The sequence below is a fragment of the Cyclobacterium sp. SYSU L10401 genome, from assembly GCF_010993705.1.
In the GTDB taxonomy this organism is placed as follows: Bacteria; Bacteroidota; Bacteroidia; order Cytophagales; family Cyclobacteriaceae; genus Cyclobacterium.
The window spans coordinates 1-15147 of record NZ_WOFO01000015.1 but is presented as its reverse complement, the minus strand read 5'-3'; the positions used below and the strand labels follow the sequence as shown (position 1 = coordinate 15147).

The following is a 15147-nucleotide window of genomic DNA, read 5'->3' as shown; positions in this document are numbered from 1 at the left end:
TAAACAGTGAAAGATTATCTGAAAATAATATTTAAAGCTTACATTTAATAATTGGAGATCATGAAAACATTCTGGAATGAAAGGTACAAATCCAATGAATATGTATATGGAGAAGCTCCAAATGCATTTCTGGCGGCTACATTGGTAAAGCTTAAACCTGGGAAAATATTATTTCCTGCAGAAGGTGAAGGTAGAAATGCGGTCTTTGCGGCCAGGTCAGGCTGGGAGGTAGTGGCTTTTGACTGGAGTGAGGAAGGTTTGAAAAAGGCTACAATATTAGCAGAGAAGGAGAAAGTACACATTTCATATGATTTGGGTTCGATGGAAGAAATCCATTATAAGGCAGGCTCATTTGATGCCCTGGCCCTTGTCTTCGCTCATTTTCCGGAGGATTTGCGGGCTGCTTATCACCGGAAAATCAGCAGCTTCCTGAAACCGGGTGGATATTTAATAATAGAGGGGTTCAGCAAGGCGCATTTACAGTTCAATGCTGTAAACCCGAAAGCTGGCGGGCCCAAAAATGAAGGAATGCTTTTTTCATTAGAAGATATCCGAAGCGATTTTCCTGAAATTGAATGGGAATTGCTGGAAGAAGTAAATGAAAGTTTGGAAGAAGGAAATTACCATGTCGGAGAGGCAGCCCTGATACGGGGCTTTGGAAGAAAGAAAAACACCAATTAAATCAACAACAATATGAATTTTCGATCCGGGAAAATTAGTTTGCTTTACGTTAGTTCTTTCCTATCATTGTTTTTTTATTCTTGTCGTCCTCAGCATGATTATGAGAGTGGTGCTACGGATTTTCCTTTCGAAGAATGGACTATTCAGGACTTTCATCAGGGCTATGAAGACGGTTCCCTTTCTGTCCGGGAAGTGGTGGAAGTTTACCTCAGCCGGATAGAGGAGATCGATCAGGCCGGGCCGGAATTAAAGTCGGTCCTTCAGGTCAATCCGGATGCATTGGCAATAGCTGATTCACTGGATCGATTACGGTCCGAAGGGAAGGTCGCAGGAAATTTATTTGGAATACCCGTATTGCTTAAAGATAACCTGGATACCCAAGACAAAATGGCTACTACGGCAGGGTCCAGGGCTTTGGCGGGTTCTATGCCATTGAAGGATAGTTTTGTAGCCAAAAAGCTAAGGGAATCCGGAGCGGTGATTCTGGGGAAGGCCAATCTGAGCGAATGGGCGAATTTCAGGGGGGAACTTTCCAGTAGTGGATGGAGTGGCATCGGAGGGCAAACCAAAAACCCCTACTACCTGGACAGGAATCCCTGCGGATCTAGTTCGGGCTCTGCCGTGGGGGTTTCGGCCAACTTATCTGTACTTGCCATAGGGACAGAGACAAATGGATCCATTGTCTGCCCTTCCCATGCCAATGGTATCGTAGGGATCAAACCCACCGTTGGATTGGTGAGCCGTTCCGGGGTGATTCCTATTTCCTACACACAGGATACACCGGGTCCAATGGCCAGAACAGTCAGGGATGCGGCCATTGCACTGGGATGTTTGGTAGGGGTAGATCCTGAAGATGAAAAAACACTGACAAGTGCCGGCAATTACCAATCTGATTACTTACCATACCTGAAAGAAGATGGCTTAAAGGGCAAAAGAATCGCCTGGTTTAAAGGACCTTCCGGTAGAAATTACAAGGTGGACCAATTAATGGAAAAAGCTGTATCCCAAATGGAAAGCCTGGGTGCTACCATCATTCCAATTGAAGAAATTGAACCTTCTGGTACTGGGTCACATTCTTTTGAAGTGATGTTGTATGAGTACAAGGATGGGTTGAACCGGTATTTTGCCGGTTTGGGACCCGAAGCGCCGATAAAAAGTCTTGAAGATTTGATCAGTTTCAATAAAAAAGATAGTATCTCTTTAAAATATCACAATCAAGTCTACCTGGAACAGGCGCAGGAAAAGGGTGATTTGTCAGATGAGGCCTATCAGGATGCATTGGCTGCTTTAAACCGGATGAGTAGGGAGGAGGGCATAGACAAGGTCCTTGAATCAAATGACCTGGATGCCATTATCGCCCCTACCGGAAGCCCGGCATGGAAAACCGATTGGATAAATGGAGATGGTTTTCAATTGGGAAGTTCATCACCTGCAGCCCATGCCGGGTACCCCAATATTACCCTTCCTATGGGGTTTATAGGTGGATTACCCGTGGGGATTTCCATTTTTGGCACAGCCTGGTCGGAGCCGGTATTATTGGAAATAGCCTATGCTTATGAGCAAAACACCCAATACCGCAGTCCGCCACTATTTATTCAGGAGACAGATTAAAGGGTAAATTAATCCAAATATTTAATAAGTAGATCCCTCCATTTTTCGGGTTTATTTGGTAAACTTGGGGAATAATAACTTTTGACATATGGTACATGTAGATTTAATTGCAGGGGCAAGGCCCAATTTTATGAAAATATCGCCCATCATCGATGCCATTAATGCAGCTTCGAAAGCGGGGAAAGCAATAACTTTTAGGCTGATCCATACAGGGCAGCATTATGATAAAAACATGTCGGGTAGTTTTTTCGAGCAACTGGGCATACCGGAACCAGACGAAAATCTGGGAGCCGGAGGAGGTACACAGGCCGAACAAACCGCCGCAATAATGATTGGCTATGAAAAGTTGCTGATAGAGAAAGGCAAGCCAGATCTTTGCCTTGTAGTGGGAGATGTTACCTCTACCATGGCTTGCGCCATTACCGCTCAAAAGCTACATGTAAAAGTAGCCCATGTGGAAGCGGGCATCCGTTCCGGTGATTGGTCCATGCCGGAAGAAATAAACCGCATGGTAACGGATAGCATCACCAATTATTTTTTCACTACTTCTGAAGTGGCCAACAGAAACCTTAAGGATTCAGGCGTCGGAGAGGACAGGATTTTTTTTGTGGGGAATACTATGATCGATACCCTGCTCAAACACCGGCCCAGGTTTCAGCAACCAGAAGTTTGGCGTGAACTGGGTCTGGAAGATGGAAAATACCTGGTCATGACCTTGCATAGGCCCGCCAATGTGGACCAGGAGGAGAAGTTGAAGGATTTGATCCAGAAAATTGTGGACCATACCCTGGATTTACCTCTGATATTCCCTGTGCACCCCCGGACGAAAAAAATGTTGGAGCAAATTGGGATCAGTCATGAAAGGTTGCACATGATCGAACCATTGGGGTACCTGGAATTCAATTATTTGGTAGAAAGGTCCAAAGCTGTTGTTACCGATTCTGGGGGGATTACCGAAGAAACCACTGTTATGGGTATTCCCTGTATGACCCTGAGGGACAATACCGAGAGACCCGAGACCATTACTCAGGGCACCAATGAATTGCTGGGAACCGATCCCAAAGCCATTCCTCCTGCCATGGAAAAATTATTTTCGGGTAACTGGAAGACCGGGAAAATACCCCAACTCTGGGATGGCAAAACGGCCAGTAGAATTGTGGAGATTTTGCTTGAAAAGTTGTAACAGAGGCTTAAAGTATCCATGGATTATAGTTGCCCTTTCTGACAATAGAATATCATTTCATTTTCAGGGAGGGCATGTTTTTTTATTAAAGCGTGTTCCAGGGTTTTTACAAAGGGGTTTTCGGAAACCTGCAGACCGGAAGTACTGAGTCTGCTGGCATAATCCTTTCCATATTTTCTTACGTGGTCGCTTTGGCCAAATATCTTTTCCCGTTCGGATGGGTCTGTAATGGTAGGATCTTCCAGGGTTTGCTGCAGGTCATATACCGGAGATTGTAGGATGCCCCATCCTTTGGGCTTCAATACCCGGTTGATTTCGCGGCAGGCCTGTAAATCGTCGGTTACATGCTCCAGCACATGGTTGCAGAAAACCACATCAAAGCTATTGTCGGGAAATGGAATCTGGTGGATATCCATTTTGACCTCCGCCAAAGGGGACTCCAGGTCTCCGGTAATGTATTCCAGGTTAGGTAGTTTTTTAAACCTATATAAAAAACACAACTCGGGAGCTACATGAAGGACTTTTAGCTTGTTCCTGAAAAAATCTGTTTTTTCGGCGAGGAAGAGCCACATGAGCCGGTGCCTTTCCAGGCCCAGGCAATTGGGGCAAAGGGCATTTTCCCTGGCCTGCCTGCCATAGGGGAGAAACTTACGAAAACCCAGGCCGCAGATGTTGCATTGAACGTTATTTCCCCTTAAAAAAATAGCAGCAAATCTTAAAAATACATGGCTGAAAAGCTGCAGGTATTTTCTTGGGATGTTTCGGATGGTCCAACTGATCAATGTTTTCATAGGACAAATATAAGTGGAAGCATTAAAATGCACCCATTGCCTGCAGTATTCCTTTTGGTTTCAGGGGCAAAAAGGGAAATTATAACGAATACTATAGGTTGTTAATTATATTTTTATTTCAATGGCCATATAAAATGCTCATTGGAAGGGTCTTTGACTACGAAAACCTTATCTTTGAAAGAATAAACGATAGTAAAATGAAAAAGAATCTAATATATGTTGCGGCTGGTAGTGTGATCGTTATCGGTGCTTTATATTTTTTCTTTGCCTCAGGGAGTGCTGGCGTAGAGAATAATATTATGGCAAATGTAAATAAAGGGGAGTTTCGTGTGGAGATCACTACTTCGGGTGAGCTTGAAGCCCTCCGTTCTGTTCAGGTGTTTGGTCCGGCTGAAGCCAGAAGGTTTCGGATAGGGAATTTTACCATAGATAAGATGGTAGATGAAGGAACAGTTGTCAAGAAGGGGGATTTTATCTGTTCCATCGACAAGACCGAACTTTTTGGTCGATTGGAAGACAGGAGGCTTGACCTGGAGCAAACCAAAGCTCAATTTGAGCAAATCCAACTGGATACCTCCTTAAATCTACGGGTGGAGCGTGACAATATACTCAATCAGGAATATATCGTTCAGGAGCAGGAATTGATCCTTGAGCAATCCCAGTTTGAACCACCAGCTATTATCAAGCAGAATGAGTACAATGTAGAAAAAGCCAAGCGGGAACTTGATCAGGCCAGAGAACGGTACAGGATCAAAACCCTTCAGGAAAGGGCCAGGATGATGGAGATCGCTGCCAAACTTCGGGAGGATCAGCTGGAAGTGGATCAGATGGTTGAGGTGTTGGATAAATTTGTAGTGACCGCACCTCAGGAGGGAATGGTCATTTATGTAGATTACAGGGGTAGCAAAGTAAAGGAAGGATCCCAGATCAGTACATGGAATCCTGTAGTGGCTACCCTTCCGGATCTGACCACCATGCAAAGCATTACCTATGTGAATGAAGTGGATATCCGAAGGGTAAAAGTGGGCCAGAAAGTAGAATTGGGAATGGATGCCTTTCCGGATAAAAAATATACGGGAGAAGTCACTAAGGTTGCCAATGTGGGTCAGCAACGACCCAATTCAGATGCCAAGGTTTTTGAAGTGATCATTGAGGTAAATGAAAGCGATCCCATGTTAAGGCCTTCCATGACTTCCAGTAATGCCATCATTGCAGATCAGCTGAATGAAGTATTATATGTTCCTTTGGAGGCCGTTAATGTTGAAAATGACAGTATCAATTATGTGTACCTCAGGAATGGGGTAAAGCAGGAGGTATTGTTGGGTTTGACCAATGCCAATGATGTGGTCATTGAAAAAGGATTAAATGAGGGCGATTATGTTTATTTGAATACGCCAGATTGGGGAGAGAATCTCGCTGTAAATTTATTGGAAGAGTTAAATGGAAAAAGAAATCTGGAAAAGCAGGAAGAAGAAGAACCAATAGCGGAGGCATCAGCCCCTACTTCCAGTCGAATTCCAAACCGTTCCTCGCCTTGATTTTCAGTTGGGTAAAAACTGGAAATGATAAAATTTAAAAATATGTTTAATGAAAGGCTTTTGGCCAACTTCTATATTGCTTTTGAAGCAGTCCTGGCCAATAAAGTGCGCTCATTGCTCACCGCATTGGGTATTATTTTTGGTGTTGCAGCTGTTATTGCCATGCTGGCTATTGGTACCGGAGCCCAGCAGGAGATCATGGAACAAATCAAACTTGTCGGGGTAAACAACATCGTGATCGAACCGGTGGTGGAGCAATCTGAGGAAGAATTAGACGAAAACAGCAGCCTGGAAAGGGAAAAAAATAAATTTTCTCCCGGATTGAAATTGGATGATGCGGAAGCCATTCGGAAAATTATTCCCGGGATCAATAAAATCAGCCCTGAAATAGTCCTGGATACCTATATCGTAAAGAGTGGCATCAGAAGATCAGCCAAATTGGTGGGCGTGAATCCTGCCTATTTTGAAGTCCTTGATTTCCAATTGAGGGAGGGAAAAATGTTCAGCGAAAAAAATCTCATCAAAGGAGATCCGGTTTGTATCATTGGAAGAAATGTTGCCGCCAGGTTTTTCCCCAATGAGAACCCCATTGGAAAGATGTTAAAAAGTGGCAACCAATGGCTGGAAGTGGTCGGTATTCTGGAAGAAAGAATTGTTTCTGAATCCAGTATTTCTAAACTGGGAATCAGGGATTTTAACATGGACGTGTATGTTCCTATTCAAACCATGCTGATCCGATACAAAAACAGGGACCTGGTAACGGAGTCTCGACTCAATGATGATAATGGTGGGGGGGGCAGTAATTACCACCAGATCGATAAAATGGTCATTCAGGTTTCTGAAAGTGAATTGCTCAATCCCACAGCAGAAGTATTGGCAAAGATGCTGGAGCGGAGACATTTTAATGTGGTAGATTTTGAAATCACCATTCCTGAGCTATTGCTGAAGCAACAACAGCGAACCCAAAATATATTTAACATCGTTTTGGGAGCCATTGCGGGTATTTCTTTGCTGGTAGGAGGCATAGGTATCATGAACATCATGTTGGCTTCGGTGATGGAAAGAATAAAAGAAATTGGCCTAAGGCTTTCGTTGGGAGCAAAAAAGAACGATATTGTCAATCAGTTTCTATTTGAATCCATTATGATAAGTGTTTCAGGAGGTTTGATTGGTGTGGTTTTGGGGATTATTCTGGCGCATCTGGTATCTACCTTTGCCGAATTCCCCACCATTATTACCTTGAGTTCCATCCTGTTGTCATTTGGCGTGGCTGCTACAGTGGGATTGGTTTTTGGAATCACCCCCGCTAAGCGCGCCGCCAGTCAAGACCCGATAACATCTTTACGCTATGAATAAAACGTCTACTCTATTTCTGGCCATGATATTTTTTATGGCCATTTTTTCTGTGCAAGGTCAGGAGACCGTAAGCTATACGCTGGAAGATATTATTGCCCGCGCCAAGGCCCAATCCCCTGCGGCTCTGAGGGCTGATACCCGAAGGGAGAACCGGTATTGGTTTTATCGGCTTTATCAATCCAATTTCAATCCACAGCTTCGTTTGGAGGGTACCCTTCCTCAGTATTCGCAGGCATTTAATAATGTTACCCAACCAGATGGTTCAATTGAATTCAGGGAGGTAAGGCAAAATCTGGTGGATCTGGAGTTGGGCCTAAGGCAGGTAATAAGCCCCACGGGTGGGATCATTTCTGTGAATAGTTCTACCAATAGGTTTGATAATTTCCTGTCTGCAGATGGTACCAACCAAACCCGTTGGAGCGGAGTACCTGTAAACGTGCGATTGAACCAACCTATATTTGCTTATAATCCCTATAAATGGGACCGGAAAATAGAACCGATCAGGTTTGAAGAAAGCAAAAGGGAGTTTGTGGAGGAAATGGAGGACATCAGCCAGTTCGTTGCCGAAATGTTTTTTGATTTTTTAGTGGCTCAGGTCAACCTGGACATCGCCACCAAAAACCTGGAGAACTCGGAGGCCATTCTTAAAATTGAGAGGGGGAGATACAATATAGGGACCACTTATGAGGATAAATTATTGCAGGTAGAATTGCAGGTTTTGAAAGCCAAACAAGGTGTGGCCCAGGCCAGATTGGATATGGAGGCCACTTCATTGAGACTCAAATCCTATATAGGTTTGAATGAAGCTGTAGACTTAAATCTTTCCCTACCTGATAACATCCCTGAATTTGAAGTCAATGTGGAAGAGGCCATTGAATATGCTTTCCAAAACAGGTCAGATGCCATAGGGTTTGAAAGGCAGCGAATGGAAGCACAGGCAGAGGTGGCCCAAAGAAGGGGAGAAAGGTTTCAAATGAATCTTAATGCAAGCTATGGGTATAACAAAGCAGCTTTGATGTGGGGAGATATTTATTCCAATCCCAATACCCAGGCTTTGGTCAATCTAAGTATTGAGGTGCCCATCCTGGACTGGGGAAGAAATAAGGCCAGAATGAGTATTGCCAGGTCTAACCAGAAATTGATCGAATATGAAATTGATCAGGAAATCATCAATTTTGAACAGGAAATCTTTACACGCGTTCGGAATTTTATCATGTTAAAAGACAGGCTGGAAATCTCCAAAACCTCGGATGAAGTAGCTGAAAAGCGGTATGAAATTTCTTTCCGCAGGTATCAGAGTGGGAATGTGACCATTACAGACCTGGGCATTGCCCAGGAGGAAAAAGATGTTAACAGAAGGCAATATGTAGAATCTTTGAGGGATTATTGGACAGCTTATTATGAGCTTAGGAAATTGACACTTTATGATTTTGAGAATCAGCAATTGTTGTATACGCCGGAAATGCGCTTTCAGGAGGAATAAATGGTTTCAATGTGGCCAGGGGCGGGTAATGCGCTCCTTAATGTAGGCCTTGTAGGAATTGCCCAGGCAGTATATGGCCGTTCCGAAAAGGAGGGCAATGTGGAAAAGTCCATTGTTATACACGCCAAAAATGGAATTAACCGCTGAGAGGAATGAATCCGTTTGTAAAATATGGTCCCTCACCCATCCTATGGAGAATACTACCCGGATAAAAATGGATAACAGCGCAAGTACTCCTCCAACTAAACCTATCAAGGGCTTTTTATAATGAATGAGCAGGCCAAAAGCTGCAAAGGTTTCGATTCCAGCCAGTAATATGGCCCAAAAGAGGCTGTATTCCAGGGCTCCAATCAATTTCAGTTTGGTAAATCCACCAAATAAAAGCAAACAAGCCAGAGAAATTCGGATGACATGGCCACCAATTCCCTCTATTTTCAGGTATTTTAAAAACTTTTCCACTTTCTAATATAAGAAATAAACGACAAGAAGAAAACCCAACTATTATATAAAGATTTTTTAATAAAACGGATTTAGCCTCTTAAGAAATAAAAGCTTCCCGTAGTTTCAGTTCTTTCCTGCGATCATTTTATTTTGCCAAAGGACTAATCTCAATATCCACAGGAGCAGATTGGTTTTAAGAGTTTCCCTTCTTTGTCATAAACCAGCATCCTTAAAATATATGGACCTGCCGCTCTTGGTTCCCATACCACCTTTTTTGGGTTATTATCTGCGGGTATTTCCTTATCGTTTACCTGAAGCACCAGTCTGGACGCAACAGAAGTATCCTGAAATAAGTGGGAAAATTGTACCGTTACGGCATTTCCTTCTATAAAAACACTGCCATCATTGGGATAAATAATGGTAATGGAAGGTTGCTCTAATAACTCCTTATCCAATTGAAAACCCGGCGTGGTCATGCTTTTAAACATAGCATAAACTTCCGGATCGTCCATTTTCCCGCTAAATTCAAAAGGCATGTGTTGGTTTACGCTGCTTTCCATAAAACCTGGCAGGTTTTACCCAGTCTTTATCCGTCCAATATGGGGTCATGTAGCGAATGGAAGGTTATTAGTTCGAATCAAGCCGAAGGGTTGTTTCGATCATTTGGGCAGGCTATTTGTCCGGATTAACATTACCGTCAAAATTCAGCGTTGCCCGGGGTTCTGGGGAAAGGAATTACATCCCGTATATTTCCCATTCCGGTAACAAACTGGACCAGCCGTTCGAATCCCAACCCAAAGCCTGAATGCGGCGTCGTTCCAAATCTCCTGGTATCCAGGTACCACCACAATTCTTCCTGACTGATCCCAAGCTCTTCCATTCTTTCGGTGAGTTTGTCCATCCTTTCTTCCCTTTGAGAGCCGCCTACAATTTCACCAATGCCTGGAAAGAGGATGTCCATAGCGGCAACGGTTTTCCCATCTTCATTCTGTTTCATGTAGAAGGATTTTATGGCTTTGGGATAATCTGAAATAATGACTGGCTTTTTAAAGTGTTTTTCCACGAGATACCTTTCGTGTTCGGACTGAAGATCGGTTCCCCAGTCGACTATGGGAAAGGAGAATTTCTTCTTTTTATTGGGTTTGGAATTTTTAAGGATTTCAAAGGCTTCCGTATAGCTGATCCTGACAAATTCATTTTGGGTCACGAATTCCAGTCTTTGCAACAGACCCATTTCGCTCCTCAATTCAGCTTTTTTCTCTTTTTCCTCTTCTGCAGCTCTGTTGTCAAGAAAAGCCAGGTCATCTTTACAATTTTCAAGTGCAAATTGGATGATATATTGAAGGAAATCCTCAGCCAGGTCCTGATTATCCTCAGCATCGTAAAAGGCCATTTCCGGTTCTATCATCCAGAATTCAGCCAGGTGCCGGGTAGTATTGGAATTTTCAGCTCGAAAGGTAGGGCCGAAGGTGTAGATTTCGGAAAGGGCAAGAGCTGCCAGTTCCCCTTCAAGCTGGCCGGAGACCGTCAGGTTGGTAGCCCTTTCGAAGAAGTCTTCTTCGAAATTGATATTATTCTGTGCATCTCTGGGAGGGTTTTTCAGGTCCAGTGTGGTTACCTGAAAAGTTTCTCCGGCACCTTCGGCATCGGATGCCGTAATGATAGGGGAGTGGATGTAAAAGAAGCCTTTATCGTGAAAGTATTGGTGCACGGCAAAGGATAGGTGGTGCCTGATTCTGAATATGGCCCCAAAAGTATTTGTTCGTATCCTGAGGTGGGCATTTTCTCTCAGAAATTCCAGGGAATGTTTTTTGGGTTGAATGGGGAATTTTTCGGGGTCGGCTTCGCCAAGGATCTCTACCAGGTCCGCCTGTATTTCGGTTTGCTGGCCAGAGCCCTGAGAAGATACTATGGTCCCGCTTACTTTTATACAGGCGCCTGTGTTTGCCTTCTTTAGTATAGTTTCGTTTATTTTTTCAGGGTCTGCGACTACCTGGTAATTTTGAATACAGGAACCATCGTTCAAGGCAATGAAAGTTACATGCTTATTGCTTCTTCTGGTTCTTACCCAGCCCATTAAAGTCGCTTTTTCGCCTGCTGAACTGCTTTCCAGCAAGTGTTTTATTTTTATTCGCTTGTTAAATGCCATGTCTGATTTTTCTTTTGAAACAAATTACCCCAAAGGTTACCTATAAAGTGAATGCAAAAAAACGATATAATAAGCTTTTTATCAAAATTTTGATCTTATTTCCTAAATTTGAAAAGTCAAAGAAAAATCAGGCCTTACAAATTGATCAAATATAAACCAACAATAGGTTAACATATATATGCAGAAACTGAATTTAAGTCAGATCCTATCCCAGAAACTGTCTCCACAGCAGATACAGTTCATTAAACTTCTTCAGGTACCCACCGCCGAGCTGGAAACCCGGATTGAGGAAGAACTAGAGATCAATCCAGCCCTGGAAGAAGGAAAAGATGTGGACGCTGAGGGGCAGGCGGATGAATTCCAGGAAGCGGCTGAAAATACAGAGGGTAAGGAGGATAAAGACATTAACATTGAAGAGTACCTGAATGAGGAATATGGTGGGTATAAAATGCAGGGAGACGGCAACTATTCCAATGATGAAGAGGAGCGGGAAATGCCTCTATCAAGTTATTCATCCCTTCATGAACAATTGCTTTCCCAGCTAAACTTTTTAAAACTGGATGAGGAGCAACGCATCATTGGAAAACAGCTGATAGGAAGCATAGAAAATGACGGGTATATCCGAAGGAGCCTTGAGGCCATTATCAACGACCTGGCTTTCAGCCAGAATGTAGAGACAGACCTGGATGAAATCGAAGAAATCCTTATAAAGATACAGGGCTTTGATCCTCCAGGAATTGCCGCCAGAAACCTGCAGGAATGCCTGATCATCCAATTGGAGCGAAGAGATGATCCCCATGAACCCCTGGTCCAAAAGGCAATCTTTATTGTACAACATTGTTTTGAGGAGTTTACCAAAAAACATTACGATAAGATATTGAAGAAAGCCGGAATAGATGAGGAGGAGCTCAAGGAGGTGATTCATTTGATCACCAGGTTGAATCCCAAGCCAGGAGGGATTTCTGATGGAATGGTCCGGAATCATTACGTCATTCCCGATTTTATTCTAAACAATATCAACGGGAAGCTGGAGATTACCCTAAATTCTAAAAATGCACCTGAATTGAAGGTAAGCCGATCCTATTCTGAAATGTTTAATGCTTACGATAAAAGTAATAAAAAAGATAAAAAGCTAAAGGAAACCGTAAGCTTTGTGAAGCAAAAACTGGATTCGGCCAAATGGTTTATTGATGCTATCAAGCAGCGGCAACAAACCCTGATGAAAACCATGCAAGCCATACTGGATTACCAGCAGGAATTTTTTGTAGATGGGGATGAGACCAAATTGCGTCCCATGATCCTAAAGGATATTGCTGAGAGAATCGATATGGATATATCGACGGTATCCAGGGTGGCAAATAGCAAGGCTATCCAAACTGAATTCGGTGTTTTCCCACTAAAATATTTCTTTTCGGAGGGTATTGCGACAGATGGAGGAGAGGATGTGAGTAACCGGGAGGTGAAAAGCGTCCTCAATAAAATGGTGGAAGAAGAGGACAAGAGAAAACCGCTATCCGATGATAAGTTGGTTAAATTATTGAATCAAAAGGGCTATAATATTGCCCGTAGGACAGTAGCCAAGTACAGGGAACAATTGCAGATCCCTGTGGCCAGGCTTAGAAAGGAGTTATAGTGTATAGAAAATTGGCTATGGGGGTTTCAGTGGTTTTTCAGCCACTGTTAGTCCCTTCATTAATGGTAGTTACTTTATTTTACATTGTACCTGAAGCAACAGTGGTGCCTCATGCAGCCAAATGGTCTATTTTACTGCTGATTTGTTTTGCTACTTTTCTGGTACCGCTGCTGGGTTTATTGGGAATGAAATTTTCTGATACCATACAGAGTTTCCATCTTGCTGATCAGAGAGAGCGACTATTCCCTTTTGCCCTGGTGGCTGTATTTTATTGTATGACTTCAGGTTTTTTTTACTGGAAGCTGAATATTGACGAGCTTTTGATTTTGACCTTGAGTATGGCTACTTTTTGCCTGATCGCATTGACTTTGGTTACTTTTTTCTGGAAAATCAGTGCCCATCAGACGGCCATGGGGGGCTGGGTGGCATTGGTAGCTGCCTTATCCATGAAGTTTTATTCTGCACCCATGTTTTACTATTTATTGCTGATCATTTCTATTAGCGGGCTGGTCGGCACCTCCCGGTTGTACCTCAATGCGCACAAACCTGGTGAAATTTACGCCGGTTTCGGTTTGGGTTTTGGCTTGAGTTTTTTGGCCTATTATTATATTTTACTGACATAAAAAAAGCGGGTTTTTTATAAAAACCCGCTTCTGGATAGGAAAAACGTTTGGATTTTGTGATGGTGCTAAAACAAAGCCACAGATACTCCAAAATTGAACTGGGATGCTTCTGTACCGAATGGTCCCTGATCTTCTTCAAAAAGCCCATTCAAGCCATAATAGGCCCAAAGGTTAAAACCGGGAAACCCCAGTCTGGTATAAGCCCCGTAACGAATCGGACTCAATCCATATTCCTGTTTGTTTTTTACTTTTTGGGTCAATCCCTCACTATCAGTCACCCCGATTTTGGAATGGGCATTATATAAAAAACCAAACTTACCACCGACAGCTACCCTGAAGCCGCTGTTGTAGTCATTTTTGTTGGCATGGTACCTGAATTCAATGGGAATATCGAAATAATTGATGGCCATGGTATTGGTTTCTACCCGGATATTTTCTCCATACACGTCTGATATGGGGACCAGTTGACTGGAATTGGGGCCCTTAGTCGGATCGGCTATGAGTGTCAGGTTGTCCTGAAAAGCCAGTTTTTCCAATCCAAAACCTAATCCGGGATTAAATGTAAATCCTGAATTTTCACCAAGTGGCAATTGTGTCTGGTAGTAAATGTTCACCACCCTTGAAGCGATGAATCTGGTATTGAGTTCATCGGGTCGGTTGTTCAGCATATTAAATCCAAAATCCAAAAACAAGTCACCCTTTATGTTGGGTCTCCCGCCGATAGGAGTTCTTTCTTTTTCCTGGGCTTGCAGGTGAAAAGTGAAGAGGAAAATAAAGGATATTATGGTAAGTCTTTTCATGTGTTTATAATTTTTTTTTAATAGGCCACATGGAATCTTTGACGATTAAAATGATCATTGCCCTGCATATTTAATGATGATTTTAATCGTGTCGATTTCATGAAAACAATGATTATTTGATCAATTGATCGGCTAAATTATGAAATATTGATTGATTTGGTATGTTAATCATCTTAATTATTCTTAAATAAATAAGGTTGGCCACAATTGATCCATTGATTTTACCTAAATCTGTTCTTTGTAATATTACCATTATTCTTTACCTTTGCATTCCATTTACAAGAAATGGCCTCGTAGCTCAATTGAATAGAGCACTTGATTACGGCTCAAGAGGTTCCAGGTTTGAATCCTGGCGAGGTCACCATTTGATAGGCTGTTCCTTGATTTCAGCATAAAACCTGAAATTAAAATTCTTTAAAGAAAATACATTTTTCTCATTGGGAACTGGAAAAAAGATATCATCTTTGTGATCCCAAAAGGGGGAAAAGTGAAGGGATAAAGTTTAGGGTTGAAAAAGTTTTAAATTTCACACTGAATATTTTGCGGGGGTAGAAAAACTGATTACCTTTGCACTCCCTTACAGAAAAGCAGTTAAAAAAAGGCTGTTAGGAGTAAGGTCAACCCGGCAGGAGACGTAAGGTTTCCAAAGAGTCGGAATAAGTTCTTTGAAGTTTTGTCAGACATTAAATAAGCGAGAATAATTTCTTTGAGTGCAGAGACACAAAGTGGGAATAATTTTCTGAGAAGGAGATTAGAGAACACACACAAACTTTACAATGGAGAGTTTGATCCTGGCTCAGGATGAACGCTAGCGGCAGGCCTAATACATGCAAGTCGTACGGGATTCGATCTTTCGGG

The 15147-nt window shown here is 42.7% G+C and carries 13 protein-coding genes, 1 tRNA gene and 1 rRNA gene; 10 read left to right on the top strand and 5 right to left on the bottom strand.

Annotated features, from left to right (window positions below; all coding sequences use genetic code 11):
- The first annotated feature begins 60 nt into the window (after positions 1–60).
- The 3 genes from GL182_RS22770 (at position 61) to wecB (ending at position 3475) form a co-directional block, all read left to right on the top strand.
- Positions 61–681 carry a class I SAM-dependent methyltransferase gene (locus tag GL182_RS22770; RefSeq protein WP_163382127.1) on the top strand — a complete coding sequence of 207 codons (621 nt, stop codon included), beginning with the start codon at positions 61–63 and terminating at the stop codon, positions 679–681.
- 12 nt (positions 682–693) lie between these two features.
- Entirely contained in the window at positions 694–2292 is a 1599-nt protein-coding gene (locus GL182_RS22765; RefSeq protein ID WP_163382125.1) for an amidase, read from the top strand.
- A gap of 88 nt (positions 2293–2380) precedes the next feature.
- Positions 2381–3475, top strand: coding sequence for a non-hydrolyzing UDP-N-acetylglucosamine 2-epimerase (gene wecB / locus GL182_RS22760; RefSeq protein WP_163382123.1), 1095 nt, complete (start codon positions 2381–2383; stop codon positions 3473–3475).
- 23 nt (positions 3476–3498) lie between these two features.
- Here the strand turns inward: wecB and GL182_RS22755 are convergent, their stop codons facing one another.
- Positions 3499–4266, bottom strand: a complete 768-nt coding sequence (locus tag GL182_RS22755) for a class I SAM-dependent methyltransferase (protein WP_163382121.1) — start codon at positions 4264–4266, stop codon at positions 3499–3501.
- 197 nt (positions 4267–4463) lie between these two features.
- Between GL182_RS22755 and GL182_RS22750 the strand changes: the two genes are divergently transcribed.
- Genes GL182_RS22750 through GL182_RS22740 form a run of 3 tightly spaced genes read left to right on the top strand, consistent with a single transcriptional unit; the run spans position 4464 to position 8643 of the window.
- The gene (locus tag GL182_RS22750; protein WP_163382119.1) at positions 4464–5804 is read left to right on the top strand and encodes an efflux RND transporter periplasmic adaptor subunit; all 1341 of its coding nucleotides are present in this window, start codon (positions 4464–4466) and stop codon (positions 5802–5804) included.
- A 42-nt stretch (positions 5805–5846) separates the two neighbouring features.
- On the top strand, positions 5847–7160 hold the full coding sequence (locus tag GL182_RS22745) for an ABC transporter permease (RefSeq protein ID WP_163382253.1): 1314 nt from the start codon (positions 5847–5849) through the stop codon (positions 7158–7160).
- Entirely contained in the window at positions 7153–8643 is a 1491-nt protein-coding gene (locus tag GL182_RS22740) for a TolC family protein (protein WP_163382118.1), read from the top strand. The genes GL182_RS22745 and GL182_RS22740 overlap by 8 nt, the downstream gene beginning before the upstream one ends.
- Positions 8644–8649: 6 nt before the next feature.
- On the opposite strand, the gene GL182_RS22735 is transcribed toward GL182_RS22740, so the two are convergent.
- The 3 genes from GL182_RS22735 to asnS all read right to left on the bottom strand — a co-directional run bounded on the left by GL182_RS22735 (position 8650) and on the right by asnS (position 11233).
- A complete protein-coding gene (locus tag GL182_RS22735) occupies positions 8650–9102 on the bottom strand; it encodes a hypothetical protein (RefSeq protein WP_163382116.1) in 453 nt (150 codons plus the stop codon).
- 149 nt (positions 9103–9251) lie between these two features.
- Positions 9252–9644 carry an Ig-like domain-containing protein gene (locus GL182_RS22730; protein ID WP_163382114.1) on the bottom strand — a complete coding sequence of 131 codons (393 nt, stop codon included), beginning with the start codon at positions 9642–9644 and terminating at the stop codon, positions 9252–9254.
- A 137-nt stretch (positions 9645–9781) separates the two neighbouring features.
- The gene (asnS, locus tag GL182_RS22725; RefSeq protein WP_163382112.1) at positions 9782–11233 is read right to left on the bottom strand and encodes an asparagine--tRNA ligase; all 1452 of its coding nucleotides are present in this window, start codon (positions 11231–11233) and stop codon (positions 9782–9784) included.
- 178 nt (positions 11234–11411) lie between these two features.
- On the opposite strand from asnS, the gene rpoN reads away from it, so the two are divergent.
- Together rpoN and GL182_RS22715 are read left to right on the top strand one after the other, a co-directional pair.
- A complete protein-coding gene (gene rpoN / locus GL182_RS22720) occupies positions 11412–12866 on the top strand; it encodes an RNA polymerase factor sigma-54 (protein ID WP_163382111.1) in 1455 nt (484 codons plus the stop codon).
- Between the two features lie 62 nt (positions 12867–12928).
- The gene (locus tag GL182_RS22715; RefSeq protein WP_163382109.1) at positions 12929–13489 is read left to right on the top strand and encodes a PA-phosphatase; all 561 of its coding nucleotides are present in this window, start codon (positions 12929–12931) and stop codon (positions 13487–13489) included.
- A gap of 65 nt (positions 13490–13554) precedes the next feature.
- Here the strand turns inward: GL182_RS22715 and GL182_RS22710 are convergent, their stop codons facing one another.
- Positions 13555–14289 carry a porin family protein gene (locus GL182_RS22710; RefSeq protein ID WP_163382107.1) on the bottom strand — a complete coding sequence of 245 codons (735 nt, stop codon included), beginning with the start codon at positions 14287–14289 and terminating at the stop codon, positions 13555–13557.
- 287 nt (positions 14290–14576) lie between these two features.
- On the opposite strand from GL182_RS22710, the gene GL182_RS22705 reads away from it, so the two are divergent.
- Both GL182_RS22705 and GL182_RS22700 read left to right on the top strand, forming a co-directional pair.
- A tRNA-Arg gene (locus tag GL182_RS22705) sits at positions 14577–14653 on the top strand.
- Between the two features lie 409 nt (positions 14654–15062).
- Positions 15063–15147: ribosomal RNA gene (locus GL182_RS22700) — 16S ribosomal RNA — on the top strand; the annotation flags it as partial.

Excerpts from the sequence above, each read along its gene's own strand:
- GL182_RS22715 (WP_163382109.1), top strand. The coding sequence starts at position 12,929 with ATGGTAGTTACTTTATTTTACATTGTACCTGAAGCAACAGTGGTGCCT.
- GL182_RS22710 (WP_163382107.1), bottom strand. The coding sequence starts at position 14,289 with ATGAAAAGACTTACCATAATATCCTTTATTTTCCTCTTCACTTTTCAC.
- GL182_RS22745 (WP_163382253.1), top strand. The coding sequence starts at position 5,847 with ATGTTTAATGAAAGGCTTTTGGCCAACTTCTATATTGCTTTTGAAGCA.
- wecB (WP_163382123.1), top strand. The coding sequence starts at position 2,381 with ATGGTACATGTAGATTTAATTGCAGGGGCAAGGCCCAATTTTATGAAA.
- GL182_RS22770 (WP_163382127.1), top strand. The coding sequence starts at position 61 with ATGAAAACATTCTGGAATGAAAGGTACAAATCCAATGAATATGTATAT.
- GL182_RS22755 (WP_163382121.1), bottom strand. The coding sequence starts at position 4,266 with ATGAAAACATTGATCAGTTGGACCATCCGAAACATCCCAAGAAAATAC.
- GL182_RS22765 (WP_163382125.1), top strand. The coding sequence starts at position 694 with ATGAATTTTCGATCCGGGAAAATTAGTTTGCTTTACGTTAGTTCTTTC.
- rpoN (WP_163382111.1), top strand. The coding sequence starts at position 11,412 with ATGCAGAAACTGAATTTAAGTCAGATCCTATCCCAGAAACTGTCTCCA.
- GL182_RS22750 (WP_163382119.1), top strand. The coding sequence starts at position 4,464 with ATGAAAAAGAATCTAATATATGTTGCGGCTGGTAGTGTGATCGTTATC.
- GL182_RS22740 (WP_163382118.1), top strand. The coding sequence starts at position 7,153 with ATGAATAAAACGTCTACTCTATTTCTGGCCATGATATTTTTTATGGCC.
- GL182_RS22730 (WP_163382114.1), bottom strand. The coding sequence starts at position 9,644 with ATGGAAAGCAGCGTAAACCAACACATGCCTTTTGAATTTAGCGGGAAA.
- asnS (WP_163382112.1), bottom strand. The coding sequence starts at position 11,233 with ATGGCATTTAACAAGCGAATAAAAATAAAACACTTGCTGGAAAGCAGT.